Source organism: Arthrobacter sp. D5-1 (assembly GCF_017357425.1).
Classification (GTDB): domain Bacteria; phylum Actinomycetota; class Actinomycetes; order Actinomycetales; family Micrococcaceae; genus Arthrobacter.
Map to the genome: position 1 here is coordinate 1,914,074 of NZ_CP014571.1, position 12,901 is coordinate 1,926,974.

Genomic DNA, 12,901 nt, shown 5'->3' on the forward strand with positions numbered 1-12,901 from the left:
ATGGCACGACTCGACCAGGAACTCGTCACCCGTGGGTTGGCGAGGTCACGTACCCATGCAGCAAAGCTCATCAGCGATGGAAAAGTCAGCTCCGCGGGGACTGTCCTCGCCAAAGCCGCACTCCAGGTGGACTCGGCTACGGACTTGGCCGTAGAGGCCCATCTCGAGGACATCTACGTCAGCCGCGCCGGTCATAAGTTGGCGGGCGCGCTGGAGGCGTTTCCCGCCGTCGTGGTTGCCGGGAAGCGGTGTCTCGACGCCGGTGCCTCCACAGGTGGCTTCACTGACGTCCTGCTGCGGCAAGGGGCGGCAAGCGTCGTGGCGGTGGATGTAGGACACGGCCAGTTGGTGCCACACCTGCGCGATGACCCCCGTGTGGACGTCCATGAGGGCCTGAACGTCAGATATATGTCTCCGGAGCAGATCGGTGGGCTCGCAAACCTGACGGTCGCGGACCTGTCCTTCATTTCGTTGACCTTGGTGGTGGCGCCGCTGGCGTACTGCACCGAACCCGGCGGGGACATGGTCCTGATGGTCAAGCCGCAATTCGAGGTGGGCAAGGAACGGCTGAGCCGAACCGGCGTGGTGTCATCGGACCATGAACGACGCCGGGCCGTTGCCCAGGTGGCCCGGGCCGCGGTGGATGCCGGGCTTGTCCTGATGGACCTTGCCGCCAGTCCGCTGCCTGGCCAGGACGGAAATGTTGAATACTTCCTGTGGATGAAGCGCGGGATGTCAGCGGTGTTGCCTAAGATCGAAGAGCGGGACGGGGACGTTGCTGCATTGATCACGAAATTCTGGCCAAACCACTAGAAAGCAGAACCCGATGAGCAGGCGTGTACTTGTCCTTGCCCACACAGGGCGGGAAGAATCGCTCCGCGCAGCGTGGGATGCCTGTACGCAACTGCATTCCTCCGGCCTGGTTCCTGTACTGCAGAAGTCTGAACTGGCCGATATTGAACGTTTTTTCGGTGCGTTGGATACACCCATTGAGATCCTTAACGACCACGTCAACCTGGAGGATGTGGAGTTGGTGATGGTCCTGGGTGGGGACGGAACCATCCTGCGGGCCGCGGAACTGGTGCGTGAGGTGGACGTCCCGTTGTTGGGAGTGAACCTGGGGCACGTGGGCTTCCTGGCTGAAAGCGAGCGTGCCGACCTGGCCCAAACAGTCGAATGGATCGCGAGTCGCCAGTACACGGTGGAAGAACGCATGACCATCGATGTCCAGGTGTGGGTCAAGGGCCGGAAGATTTGGCACACGTGGGCGTTGAACGAGGCTGCCATTGAAAAGGCCAACCGTGAGCGCATGCTGGAAGTGGTCACTGAGGTGGACGAGCGTCCGTTGACGTCCTTCGGCTGTGACGGAGTGGTCCTCGCAACTCCCACCGGTTCCACCGCTTACGCGTTCTCCTCGGGAGGACCAGTGGTGTGGCCGGAGGTGGAAGCCCTCGTGATTGTTCCGATCAGTGCCCATGCCCTGTTCGCCAAGCCGTTGGTGGTATCGCCGAGGTCCAAGCTGGCCGTCGAAATCATGAACCGCACCGAAGCCATCGGTGTCCTGTGGTGCGATGGTCGGCGTTCCGTGGACCTGCCGCCCGGGGCGCGTGTTGAAGTGACCCGTTCAGCCACCCCTGTGCGGTTGGCGCGCACCCACAAAACACCCTTTTCCGCCCGGCTCGTCCGCAAGTTTGAACTCCCCATCCACGGCTGGCGTGGACCGGCTCCGCGGAGCGGGGAAGTCCACACCGGCCCTATCCCGGTCATCCGGACCCTTTCACCGGCTCCGTTGCCCAGTCCTCGGGATGTAGACGGTCCCCGGGATGGTGACCCTTCCGACCCCACGAATGCGAAGTGAACCATGCTTGAAGAACTCCGAATCCGTGACCTTGGCGTCATCACCGATGCCGCCCTGCCGCTGGGCCCTGGCCTGAGCGTCGTCACCGGTGAAACCGGTGCGGGCAAGACCATGGTGGTGACCGCCGTCGGGCTCCTTCTGGGTGCCCGATCAGATGCAGGCGCCGTCCGTAGCGGAGCCAAATCGGCGTCCGCTGAAGCGGTGTTGAAGCTCGATCCGGCGCACAGCGCTGTTGAGCGCGCCAAGGAGGCAGGCGGTGAGGCGGAAGAGTTCGACGGCGTTGCTGAGCTCCTGCTGGCCCGTACCGTGGGTGCCGATGGGCGCAGCCGTGCCTACGTTGGCGGGCGCGCGGCGCCCGTGGGGGTCCTGGCCGAGTTGGGAGAGAGCCTGGTAGTGGTCCACGGGCAGTCGGACCAGATCCGGCTCAAGAGCGCCACTGCGCAGCGGCATGCCCTGGACCGGTTCGCCGGTGCGCCCCTTGCCAAGACGCTGGGGGAGTACCAGGAGCTCTACAGCCACTGGAAGAACATTCAGTCCGAACTCGAAACGCTGCGCAGCGAGGCCCGGGAGCGGCTGCGGGAAGCTGAGTCCCTGGATGCGGCGCTCAAGGAAATCGACGAAGTGGATCCCCAGCCAGGGGAGGACGAGACACTGAAGGCCGAGGCTGTGAAGCTCGCCAACGTCGAAGAACTCCGGTTGGCCGCCGCTGCAGCCCATGAGTCCCTCATCGCCGAGGAATTCGGGGACGCCGGCGACGCAACCACCATGGTGGATGCTGCCAAGAGGACACTTGAGCATGTTGCCGACCATGACGAGGAACTGCGCTCCGCCGCTGCCCGGCTTGCGGAGGTTGGGTTCCTCCTCAACGACATTGCAACAGAGCTGTCCAGCTATCAGGCCGCCCTGGATACGGAAGGTCCGGAGCGGCTCTCCGAAATCGAGGAGCGCCGGGCCGCCCTTGCCAAGTTGATTCGGAAATACGCCCCCAGCATTGATGAAGTGCTGGAGTGGGCGGCGACTGCCAGGACCCGGCTGGGCGAGCTTCAGGATGATTCCAGCCGCATCGAGTCCCTGGATGCTGAGGTGGCTTCGACGGAAGCCACTCTCCGGAAGCAAGCAGCGGCTATCTCCAAGGCCCGCCTCAAAGCTGCCAAGGATCTCTCAGCCCGGGTCAGTGCTGAGCTCAAGGCGCTGGCGATGGCTGACGCCACCCTGGTCATTGAGGTCGATGGCAGTGGATCGTTGGGCCCTTGGGGCACCGACGAGATCGCCTTCCTTCTTCAGCCGCACTCCGGGGCTCCGGCCCGGCCTCTGGGCAAGGGAGCCTCGGGCGGTGAACTCTCCCGGGTGATGTTGGCCATCGAGGTAGTTCTCGCTGCGGTAGATCCTGTACCGACGTTCGTGTTCGATGAGGTGGACGCGGGCGTGGGTGGCCGGGCCGCCGTCGAAATCGGCCGGAGGCTGGCAATGCTTGCCCGGCACGTCCAGGTGCTGGTGGTAACGCACTTGCCGCAGGTTGCTGCCTTCGCCGATCAACACATCCGAGTCACAAAAACCTCCGTGCGCGGTGCTGACGGCAAGACAACCACCGGGTTCACCTCCAGCGACGTACAGCTGCTGAGCGAGGACGAGCGGGTCAAGGAGCTGGCCCGCATGCTGGCCGGGCAAGAAGATTCTGAATCGGCGCAGGCCCACGCCCAAGAGTTGCTGGACGACGCGAAGCTCATGCCGCAGCGCGCTTAGTGCTCTTGGCCGGGAATGCGAGCACCATCACATCGGCACACTTAATCCCGCCCGGCTCTTGCTTGGAATGCGGTGGTGAGCAACTATTGACCATTTGGGGAATCCGAACAGACGCTTGGAAGGCGTAATTGATGATAAGCTCGAATTCCGTGGTGCAGCGATCAAATTCCCGTGTAAATTCCCGGTTCCCGGGCTCGTCCAAGACGACCAAACACATCTTCGTCACCGGTGGTGTGGCGTCCTCGCTCGGTAAGGGTCTGACGGCTTCCAGCCTCGGTCACCTGCTGCGGGCACGCGGTTTGTCTGTAACTATGCAGAAGCTCGATCCCTATTTGAATGTGGATCCGGGCACGATGAACCCCTTCCAGCACGGCGAAGTATTCGTGACCGACGACGGCGCCGAAACCGACCTCGACATCGGACATTACGAGCGCTTCCTCGACGAAAACCTCGAAGGTTCGGCCAACGTCACAACGGGCCAGATCTACTCCACCGTCATCGCCAAGGAACGTCGCGGCGAATACCTCGGAGACACCGTCCAGGTCATTCCCCACATCACCGACGAAATCAAGCGGCGCATGCGGCTGCCTGCCGAAGGCAAGAACGCCCCGGACGTCATCATCACCGAAATCGGTGGCACGGTAGGCGACATCGAATCGCAGCCGTTCCTGGAGTCGGCCCGTCAGGTCCGTCAGGATGTTGGCCGCAACAACGTCTTCTTCCTGCACGTGTCGCTGGTTCCCTACATCGGACCGTCCCAGGAACTGAAGACCAAGCCGACGCAGCACTCCGTAGCTGCCCTTCGCTCCATCGGCATCCAGCCTGAAGCGATCGTGATCCGCTCGGACCGCGAAGTGCCCGACGCCATGCGCGAGAAAATCGGCCGTATGTGCGACGTCGACATCGACGCCGTAGTCAACGCAGCTGACGCCCCCAGCATCTACGACATCCCCAAGACCCTGCACTCACAGGGTCTGGACTCCTACATCGTCCGCGCACTGGACCTGCCGTTCAAGGATGTTGACTGGAGCAAGTGGGACAAACTGCTCGAAGCAGTGCACAACCCGAAGCACGAGGTCGAGGTTGCCCTGGTGGGCAAGTACATCGACCTCCCGGATGCGTACCTCTCGGTCACCGAGGCCCTTCGTGCCGGCGGTTTTGCCAACGAAGCCAAGGTCAAGATCCGCTGGGTCCCCTCCGACGAGTGCGAGACCCATGCCGGGGCCACGAAGGCCTTGGCCGGTGTGGACGCCATCTGCGTGCCCGGCGGCTTTGGTATCCGCGGCCTCGAAGGCAAGCTCGGTGCCTTGAAGTTCGCTCGTGAGTCCAAGCTCCCGGTCCTTGGCCTGTGCCTCGGCCTGCAGTGCATGGTGATCGAGTACGCCCGCAACGTGGTTGGCCTCGAAGGCGCCTCCTCCAGCGAGTTCGAGCCCGACTCCAAGTACCCGGTCATCGCCACCATGGAAGAGCAGCTGGACATCGTGGAAGGCAAGGGAGACCTCGGCGGCACCATGCGTCTGGGCCTCTACGAAGCCAAACTGGACGAGGGTTCGGTCATCGCCGAGACGTACGGCACCACCACGGTCAGCGAACGCCACCGCCACCGCTACGAGGTCAACAACAAGTACCGTGACCAGATCGCAGCAGAAGGTCTGGTGTTCTCCGGTACTTCTCCTGACGGCAAGTTGGTGGAGTATGTGGAACTTCCCCGCGAGGTCCACCCGTATTACGTGGCAACGCAGGCGCACCCCGAGCTCAGCTCGCGCCCCACTCGCCCCCACCCGCTGTTCGCAGGTTTGGTCAAAGCTGCCTTGGAGCGTCGCGAAGGTGCCCCCGTGGCCACCAAGACCGGTGCCCGCACGGTAGCTGCCAAGTAAACGCAAGTACTAACGAAGGACGGCGCGATGCCCGGAATTTCTGAAACCCCCCGCACATCAAGGCAGGTTTCGGACATGCCGAGCCCGCGCCGTCTTTTGTCTACCAGCAAGGTTTACGAAGGCCGAATTTGGGACGTTGTCAGCGACTCGTTCCAACTCAGCGATGGCACGGACACCCTTGTTCGTGACTACATTGACCACCCAGGCGCAGTAGCAGTGCTCCCCATGAACGTGGACGGCGAGATCCTGCTGCTGAAGCAGTACCGGCATCCCGTGGGCATGGACCTGTGGGAGATCCCGGCGGGCCTGCTGGACGTCGAAGGCGAAGACTTCGTGGTGGGGGCGGCCCGGGAATTGGCGGAGGAAGCTGACTTGGTCGCGGCTACGTGGAACGTCCTGGTGGACTTCTTCAACTCGCCCGGTTCGTCCAGCGAAGCAGTCCGGATCTATCTGGCGCGTGGCATCAGTGACGTTCCCGTGGCGGACCGGCACGTCCGCACCGATGAAGAGGCCGAAATTGAACTCCACTGGGTGCCGCTCGATGACGCCGTGAAGGCAGTGCTGGAAGGCCGCCTGCACAATCCTTCCGCGGTGCTGGGCATCCTGGCTGCCGCAGCCGCGAAAGCCGATGGGTTCACTGGGCTTCGTCCCGCCAATGCGCCGTGGCCGGCTCACCCGAGCCAGCGCTGAGCATGGCCGAGGCTGCCACCAGAACCCCCACTGGCCTTGACCGCGCAGTAACGGACTACCTGCAGCATGTGGGTGTGGAGCGCGGCCTGGCAGCGAACACCCTTGCGGCGTACCGCAGGGATTTGACACGTTACTCCAACTTCCTCACGGGCCAGGGCGTGGAACGGCCTGGCGACATCACCCGGCATCATGTGACCGCCTTCGCCCAGGCCTTGTCGGATGGAAGCGATGGCGCCGCAGTGCTGGGTGTCCGCTCCGCTGCGCGAACGGTAGTGGCCGTCCGCGGTCTTCACAAATTCTGGGCACTTGAAGGAACCACGACGGCGGACCCCGCCAGCGATGTCCACCCGCCTATGCCGGGCAAACGGCTTCCCAAGGCCATCAGCGTCGGCGAGGTCACGCGGATCCTGGAAGCTGCGGGAGCCGATTCGCCCACAGGGCTCAGAGACCGTGCTCTCCTTGAATTCCTGTACTCCACCGGTGCCCGCATCAGCGAAGCAGTCGGGTTGGACGTGGATGATATCTCCCTCGAAGACACCGGTGGCGATCCTGCGATCGTCAGGTTGTTCGGCAAGGGCTCCAAAGAGCGGTTGGTGCCCCTCGGCTCCTACGGAGCCCGCGCCGTCGGAGCTTATGTTGTCCGGGGCAGGCCGCTGCTGGCATCCAAAGGAAAAGGAACGCCGGCGCTGTTCCTCAACGCCCGCGGGGGCCGGATCAGCAGGCAGAGCGCCTGGACCATCCTCAAAGCGGCGGCTGAGAAAGCCAACATCACCAAGGACGTCTCGCCGCATACACTCCGCCACTCCTTCGCCACCCATCTGCTGGAAGGCGGAGCCGATGTCAGGGTGGTGCAGGAACTGCTGGGGCATGCCTCGGTGACCACCACCCAGGTTTACACCTTGGTTACCGCAGAGACCTTGCGCGAGGTCTATGCGGCGGCGCACCCGAGGGCGCTGGGCTAAGAGGGCGCTGGGCCAAGAGCGCGTTCGGCGAACTACCCGAGCACGTTCAGCGTCAACTCCACGGCGTCCACGAACAACGCCAACAGCGACGTCCCCAGGCCGGCCACCAGCAGGAGCCCCGGATGTGCCAGGCCCACGACTACGCGCTTGAGCCGGGGCCGTCCCTTGAGGAACTTCTTGGGAACCCGGGTCTTCACCGGCACCTGCCGCCAGCCGCGCAACCGTCGAAGGAACCATGCACAGCGCACAATGAAGGCCATCCAGAGGACGGAGAGCACCAGCGGAACGGCAGCGAGCATGAGGTTGAAGCCCAACGCCGTAACTTCCTTTTCGGAATCGCCGATCACGGTTTGGACGGTGGTGGAGATGGAAGCGCTCATCACCACCGAGGCGGCCCACACCATGAACGCCGCCACAAGCGCCAGGAACCGTACAAAAAAGTGACCCAGCACTGTTGCATCCACTGCTCTGAGATGACTGCGGGGCGTGGCATGCAGGACCACCAGCGTGGAGATCAACGTGGGCAGTGCCGCAACGAGGACCAGGAGGTACCAGGTCCATCCGGCCAGGTCCACCACTTCGTCCAAAACAATAAGCCCGGCCCACAGCACAGTCCAGGCCCACCCTGCATAGAGGGGGCGGGCCACCAGCCAACGGGGTAGCCATAGGTCCCGTTCGGGCGTGGCTTTTGTGGCTGTTTCGGCAGCCGCACTTTCCTCGACGGACGGAGGATCTGCAGCGTCGTCAACGGCGGCCACATTGGCTGGCCGGTTACCCCCACCTTCAGTCATGGGCTCACTGTAGCAATGGCAGCACTGGCGGGGGAGATCAGGTTAAGGTAGGCAGCATGACTGCAGCCCATGTGACTTTGTGCTTCCTCCTCCGCGACGGTGCGGACGGCGAGCACGTCCTCCTCGGCACCAAGAAGACTGGCTTCGGCAGGGGCAAGGTAGTGGGAGTGGGCGGGCACGTGGAGCCGGGTGAGACCGCCTCCCAGGCAGCATGCCGGGAGGTCATGGAGGAAATCAATGTAGTGGTTGCCGCGCAGGACCTGGTTCCGGCGGGCACTGTTGACTTTGTGTTTCCGGCGAGGCCGGAGTGGAACATGGCCACCACTGTGTTCCTGACCCGCACGTGGGAGGGGGAACCTTCCGAAAGCGACGAGATCGCCCCGGCATGGTTCCCGGTGATGCAACTCCCCGTGGACCGGATGTGGGCCGACGCCGAACACTGGCTGCCGGCCATGATTGCCGGCCAGCGCATTGCGGTGCGGGTGGCCTTGGCAGCAGATAACGAAAATGTAGCTGACGTCCACACCACTGATTGGGTGGACCAGCCGTAGCAGAAACGCGGAAAGAACGACGCCGGACCGGTCGCCTTTCGGTGACCGGCCCGGCGTCGTACGTCTCTTTGACTAACCGGAAACGTTAGGGCACGTGCCGCTCTTCCGGCCCGTTGTATTCGCTCAGGGGACGGATGAGCGAGTTGGAGGCTACCTGTTCCATGATGTGGGCGGTCCAGCCGGTGATGCGGCTGGCGACGAACAGCGGGGTGAACGTCTGGGTGTCGAAGCCCATCAGGTGGTAGGTGGGGCCGGCCGGGTAGTCGAGGTTGGGCTTGATGGCCTTGGCCTCGTCCATGGCCTGTTCCAAGCCGTTGTACAGCCCAAGGAGTTCCGGGCGCCCGTAGTGGGCGATCATCTTGTCCAGGGCGGCCTTCATGGTGGGTACACGGGAGTCGCCGTGCTTGTAGACGCGGTGGCCGAAGCCCATGACTTTCTTCTTCTGTGCCAGGGCGTCTTCCATCCAGGCCCGGGCACGGGTGGCGGCTTCCTCGAGGGACTCTTCGCTGCGGATGCCGATTTCGTCGAAGGTGTGCATGACGGCCTCGTTGGCGCCACCGTGCAACGGACCCTTGAGGGCGCCGATCGCGGCGGTCACCGCTGAGTGCAGGTCAGCGAGCGTGGAGGTGACCACACGGGCGGTGAAGGTGGAGGCGTTGAAGGAGTGCTCTGCATACAGGATCATCGAGACGTTGAACGCCTCCACCACCTCGGGCACCTGTTCTTCGCCGAACGTCATCCACAGGAAGTTGGCCGAATAGTCCAGGTCCTCCCGCGGTTCCACGGGTTCCTGGCCGCGGCGGCGGCGCTGGTCGTAGGCCACGACGGAAGGCATGGCAGCCCAGAGGTCTATTGCCTTCTTCATGTTTGCTTCCGGTGAAGAATCTTCAGCCAGTTCATGCCGGGCGCCGAGCACGGATGCTGCCGTGCGGCACACATCCATGGGGTGGGCGGTGGTGGGCAGGGTGTCGATGACCTGTTTGACCACGGGGTCCAAAGCGCGGCCGGCGCGTTCCCGGGCAGTAAATTCAGCCAGCTCTGCGTCGCCCGGCAGTTCGCCGTTCCACAGCAGGTAGGCGACCTCTTCGAAGCTGCATTTGGCGGCCAGTTCCTGGACCGGATACCCGCGGTAGAGCAGCGAGTTGGTGTCCGGGTTGACCTTCGAGACGGCGGTGTAGTCCACCACGACTCCGGCAAGGCCTTTTTTGATGTCTTCAGCAGCCATGCTGAACTCCTTCGTTCATAATGCAGGCGCACCGGTGAGTCCGGAGTGCCTGCTTTCCCCTTGATGAATCCGGTACCTAGCGGACGCCAGGAACCTGGAAGTTAAAAACGCCGGTATCGAATTGGTTGTATGCCTCGTAGTCGACGAGTTCGTAGAGGCGTGCACGCGTGAGCATGTTTTCCACTTCCGCCTCTTGGGTCCCCGCAGCCCTGATCGATTCCAGAGTACGCTCTGCAGCGCCCATGGCAATGCGGAGCAGGGTGACGGGGTAGATGACCATGTTCACCCCGACTCCTTGGAGTTGGTCGACGGTGAAGAGCTCGCTTTTGCCGAACTCGGTCATGTTGGCCAGGATCGGCACGTCCACGGCGTCGCGGATCGCCTGGAACTCGCTCAAATCACGCATGGCTTCGGGGAAGATCGCATCAGCGCCGGCGTCTACGAGGGCTTTGGCACGGTCCTGAGCGGCCTGGATTCCTTCGACTGCGCGGATGTCCGTGCGGGCCATGATGAGGAAGTTCGGGTCGCGTCGGGCGTCTGCTGCGGCGCGGATGCGTTTGGTGGCGGTGTCGATGTCGACGACGTTCTTGCCGTCCAGGTGTCCGCAGCGTTTCGGGTTGAACTGGTCCTCAATGTGGCAACCGGCCAGGCCCGCGTTCTCGAGTTCCTGGATGGTGCGGGCCACGTTCATGGGTTCACCGAAGCCGGTGTCGGCGTCCACCAAGGACGGCAAATCGGTCATGCGGGCGATCTGCCCGGCGCGGGTGGCTACCTCGGTCAGGGTGGTCAGGCCGATGTCCGGCAGGCCGAGGTCGTTGGCCAGGACCGCGCCGGAGATGTAGACGCCGGCGAAGCCTTTTTCCTCGATGAGCCGGGCCGAGAGCGGGTTGAAGGCGCCCGGGAACTGCTGAACGGTCCCGGAGGCCAGCAATTCCCGCAGCTTCACCCGCTTTTGTTCGGGAGTGACTTTGGAGTACAGCATTTAGAACAGTCCCTTCGGAGCTGCTTCGAGGTTGATCACGCCGGGGGCTGCGGTGATGTTCAGCTGGTCCAGTTCGCCTTCGGCCAGTTCGGTGACGCGTTCGACGGCGGCGAGGAACCTCTCGATTTCGGCTTCCTCCACGAGTCCTGCAGCGAGGGTGCGGAACTTGTTGACGTATTGCTCGCGGGCGAACGGCCGGGCGCCGAGCGGGTGGGCGTCGGCCACGGCGATTTCATCGGTGATCACCGTGCCGTCGTTGAGGGTGATTTCCACGGAACCGCCGAAGGCTTTCTCTGCGATGTCCAGGGAGTGGTAGCGGCGGGTCCATTCCGGGTCCTCGACGGTGGTGACCTTGTGCCAGAGTTCCACGGTGTCCGGGCGTGCTGCGCGTTCGGGGGCGTAGGAGTCCACGTGGTGCCACGCGCCGTCCTGCAACGCGACCGTGAAGATGTACGGGATGGAGTGGTCCAGGGTTTCGCGGGATGCGGTGGGGGAGTACTTCTGGGGATCGTTCGCGCCGGAGCCGATCACGTAGTGCGTGTGGTGGCTGGTCTTGATCAGCACGGATTCCACGTTGGCCGGGTCCGTGGTTTCGGGGTGCTCGCGGTTCAGCTTGCGGGCGAGGTCGATCCAGGCCTGGGCCTGGTACTCGGCTGAGTGCTCCTTGGTGTAGGTGTCCAGGATGGCGCGCTTGGCTTCACCGGGCAACGGCAACGGAACCTCGTAGGAGGCGTCCGGGCCGTCGAGCATCCAGGCGATCACGCCGTCTTCGCCCTCGTAGATCGGCACGGGCGAGGTCTGGCCGCGCATGGAGCGGTCCACGGCTTCGACGGCCATTTTGCCTGCGAAGGCCGGGGCGTGGGCTTTCCAGGTGGAGATTTCGCCCTTGCGGGACTGCCGGGTGGCGGTGGTGGTGTGGAGGGCCTGGCCCACGGACTGGAAGATCGTCTCAACATCCAATCCCAACAACGTGCCGATACCGGCCGCGGCGGAGGGGCCGAGGTGGGCCACGTGGTCGATCTTGTGCTTGTGCAGGCAGATGGCCTTGACCAGGTTCACCTGGATCTCGTACCCGGTAGCAATGGCACGGACCAGATCCGCACCGTTGGAGCCCACGTGCTGGGCGACGGCCAGGATCGGCGGGATGTTGTCGCCCGGGTGGGAGTAGTCCGCGGCCAGGAACGTGTCGTGATAGTCCAGTTCGCGCACGGCCACACCGTTGGCCCAGGCGGCCCACTCGGGGGAGACCTGCTCGGTGATGCCGAAGACGTGGGCTCCCTTGCCGTTCGCCGACGGGGAGTGGGTCAATGCCTGGGCGCGGGCTGCGACGATCGGTGCCCGGTTCAGCGAGGCGATGGCCACAGAGGCGTTGTCGATGATCCGGTTGATCACCATGTCGGTGACCTCGGGGGTGACCTCGACGGGATCAGCGGCGACCACGGCGATCTTATGCGCCAGCTGCTCCTCGCGGGGGAGGTTCTCTTCGCTCTTGTAAACGCGGACGTGATGGTTCTTGACCATGGTGCTCCTTCTAGGCAGGCTGTTTCAGGGCAGTGGTGTGGGTGGCTTTAACGTGGGTGAGGCTGCGGTGCAAGTGGACTGTGGTGGCGGCCTCGGCCAGCCGTGGTTTGCCCGCGGCGATGGCCTCGGCAATCGCGGCATGTTCCGCGGCTGCCGCGTGGAGCCTGGCAGTGTCATCGGCGGCCAGGCGGCGGACCCGGACCAAGTGGACGCGCAAGCTGCGCATCGCCTGGGCAAGGTAGGAATTGGAGACCGCAGCGTCGATGGCGTCATCCAGGCGACCCACCAAGGCGTAGTACTCATGGCGCGCGGGATCGTCGTCGCGGAGCAGTTCTGGGGCCAGCAGCAGCTGGGTATGCAACTCGGCGAAGATCCCTGGTTCCCCACGCTGGGCAGCCAACGCCGCGGCCCTCACTTCAAGGGTTTCGCGCAACTCGAACAACTCGTCGATGCTCTCAAGCGAAATATCGGTCACGACGACGCCGCGGCCTCCTGCCGCCGTCGTCAATCCCTCCGCGGTGAGCCGGCCCAGCGCCTCACGGATCGGCGTCCGGGACACCCCGAGACGTTCGGACTGCTCCACTTCCGCCAAGACAGTACCTGGCCGCAGGCGCCATTCAATGATGTCTTCTCGGAGGGCGTTGTAAGCCCGATCACTGGCGCGCATGCCCCCAGTGTATACACCGATGGCCTCTGAGGCG

Annotated in this window: 12 protein-coding genes; 7 read left to right on the plus strand and 5 right to left on the minus strand. The window is 63.8% G+C overall.

Annotated elements, in window-relative coordinates:
* The 6 genes from AYX22_RS08755 to xerD all read left to right on the plus strand — a co-directional run bounded on the left by AYX22_RS08755 (window position 1) and on the right by xerD (window position 7,130).
* Window positions 1-813 (plus strand): TlyA family RNA methyltransferase, encoded by an 813-nt coding sequence (locus AYX22_RS08755; protein WP_207597076.1) that lies wholly within the window; start codon window positions 1-3, stop codon window positions 811-813.
* Window positions 814-826: 13 nt separating this feature from the next.
* On the plus strand, window positions 827-1,858 hold the full coding sequence (locus AYX22_RS08760) for an NAD kinase (protein ID WP_207597077.1): 1,032 nt from the start codon (window positions 827-829) through the stop codon (window positions 1,856-1,858).
* A gap of 3 nt (window positions 1,859-1,861) precedes the next feature.
* Window positions 1,862-3,601, plus strand: coding sequence for a DNA repair protein RecN (gene recN / locus AYX22_RS08765; RefSeq protein WP_207597078.1), 1,740 nt, complete (start codon window positions 1,862-1,864; stop codon window positions 3,599-3,601).
* A gap of 131 nt (window positions 3,602-3,732) precedes the next feature.
* Window positions 3,733-5,478 (plus strand): CTP synthase, encoded by a 1,746-nt coding sequence (locus AYX22_RS08770; protein WP_207597079.1) that lies wholly within the window; start codon window positions 3,733-3,735, stop codon window positions 5,476-5,478.
* Window positions 5,479-5,505: 27 nt separating this feature from the next.
* Entirely contained in the window at window positions 5,506-6,168 is a 663-nt protein-coding gene (locus tag AYX22_RS08775) for an NUDIX hydrolase (protein ID WP_207597080.1), read from the plus strand.
* A 2-nt stretch (window positions 6,169-6,170) separates the two neighbouring features.
* A complete protein-coding gene (gene xerD, locus AYX22_RS08780) occupies window positions 6,171-7,130 on the plus strand; it encodes a site-specific tyrosine recombinase XerD (RefSeq protein WP_207597528.1) in 960 nt (319 codons plus the stop codon).
* A gap of 32 nt (window positions 7,131-7,162) precedes the next feature.
* Here xerD and AYX22_RS08785 read toward each other — a convergent pair whose 3' ends face one another.
* The gene (locus AYX22_RS08785; protein WP_207597081.1) at window positions 7,163-7,921 is read right to left on the minus strand and encodes a hypothetical protein; all 759 of its coding nucleotides are present in this window, start codon (window positions 7,919-7,921) and stop codon (window positions 7,163-7,165) included.
* Between the two features lie 56 nt (window positions 7,922-7,977).
* Here AYX22_RS08785 and AYX22_RS08790 point away from each other — a divergent pair, with 56 nt between their 5' ends.
* On the plus strand, window positions 7,978-8,472 hold the full coding sequence (locus tag AYX22_RS08790; RefSeq protein WP_207597082.1) for an NUDIX domain-containing protein: 495 nt from the start codon (window positions 7,978-7,980) through the stop codon (window positions 8,470-8,472).
* An 85-nt stretch (window positions 8,473-8,557) separates the two neighbouring features.
* Here AYX22_RS08790 and AYX22_RS08795 read toward each other — a convergent pair whose 3' ends face one another.
* The 4 genes from AYX22_RS08795 to AYX22_RS08810 all read right to left on the minus strand — a co-directional run bounded on the left by AYX22_RS08795 (window position 8,558) and on the right by AYX22_RS08810 (window position 12,867).
* Window positions 8,558-9,697 carry a bifunctional 2-methylcitrate synthase/citrate synthase gene (locus AYX22_RS08795; RefSeq protein ID WP_207597083.1) on the minus strand — a complete coding sequence of 380 codons (1,140 nt, stop codon included), beginning with the start codon at window positions 9,695-9,697 and terminating at the stop codon, window positions 8,558-8,560.
* Between the two features lie 76 nt (window positions 9,698-9,773).
* A complete protein-coding gene (prpB, locus tag AYX22_RS08800; protein WP_207597084.1) occupies window positions 9,774-10,679 on the minus strand; it encodes a methylisocitrate lyase in 906 nt (301 codons plus the stop codon).
* On the minus strand, window positions 10,680-12,200 hold the full coding sequence (locus AYX22_RS08805) for an MmgE/PrpD family protein (protein ID WP_207597085.1): 1,521 nt from the start codon (window positions 12,198-12,200) through the stop codon (window positions 10,680-10,682).
* Window positions 12,201-12,210: 10 nt separating this feature from the next.
* The gene (locus AYX22_RS08810; protein WP_207597086.1) at window positions 12,211-12,867 is read right to left on the minus strand and encodes a GntR family transcriptional regulator; all 657 of its coding nucleotides are present in this window, start codon (window positions 12,865-12,867) and stop codon (window positions 12,211-12,213) included.
* Window positions 12,868-12,901: the final 34 nt, after the last annotated feature.

What these genes read in the sequence shown, in the direction of transcription:
- AYX22_RS08755 (WP_207597076.1), top strand. Translation starts at nt 1, where the DNA reads ATGGCACGACTCGACCAGGAACTCGTCACCCGTGGGTTGGCGAGGTCA.
- AYX22_RS08760 (WP_207597077.1), top strand. Translation starts at nt 827, where the DNA reads ATGAGCAGGCGTGTACTTGTCCTTGCCCACACAGGGCGGGAAGAATCG.
- recN (WP_207597078.1), top strand. Translation starts at nt 1,862, where the DNA reads ATGCTTGAAGAACTCCGAATCCGTGACCTTGGCGTCATCACCGATGCC.
- AYX22_RS08770 (WP_207597079.1), top strand. Translation starts at nt 3,733, where the DNA reads ATGATAAGCTCGAATTCCGTGGTGCAGCGATCAAATTCCCGTGTAAAT.
- AYX22_RS08775 (WP_207597080.1), top strand. Translation starts at nt 5,506, where the DNA reads ATGCCCGGAATTTCTGAAACCCCCCGCACATCAAGGCAGGTTTCGGAC.
- xerD (WP_207597528.1), top strand. Translation starts at nt 6,171, where the DNA reads ATGGCCGAGGCTGCCACCAGAACCCCCACTGGCCTTGACCGCGCAGTA.
- AYX22_RS08785 (WP_207597081.1), bottom strand. Translation starts at nt 7,921, where the DNA reads ATGACTGAAGGTGGGGGTAACCGGCCAGCCAATGTGGCCGCCGTTGAC.
- AYX22_RS08790 (WP_207597082.1), top strand. Translation starts at nt 7,978, where the DNA reads ATGACTGCAGCCCATGTGACTTTGTGCTTCCTCCTCCGCGACGGTGCG.
- AYX22_RS08795 (WP_207597083.1), bottom strand. Translation starts at nt 9,697, where the DNA reads ATGGCTGCTGAAGACATCAAAAAAGGCCTTGCCGGAGTCGTGGTGGAC.
- prpB (WP_207597084.1), bottom strand. Translation starts at nt 10,679, where the DNA reads ATGCTGTACTCCAAAGTCACTCCCGAACAAAAGCGGGTGAAGCTGCGG.
- AYX22_RS08805 (WP_207597085.1), bottom strand. Translation starts at nt 12,200, where the DNA reads ATGGTCAAGAACCATCACGTCCGCGTTTACAAGAGCGAAGAGAACCTC.
- AYX22_RS08810 (WP_207597086.1), bottom strand. Translation starts at nt 12,867, where the DNA reads ATGCGCGCCAGTGATCGGGCTTACAACGCCCTCCGAGAAGACATCATT.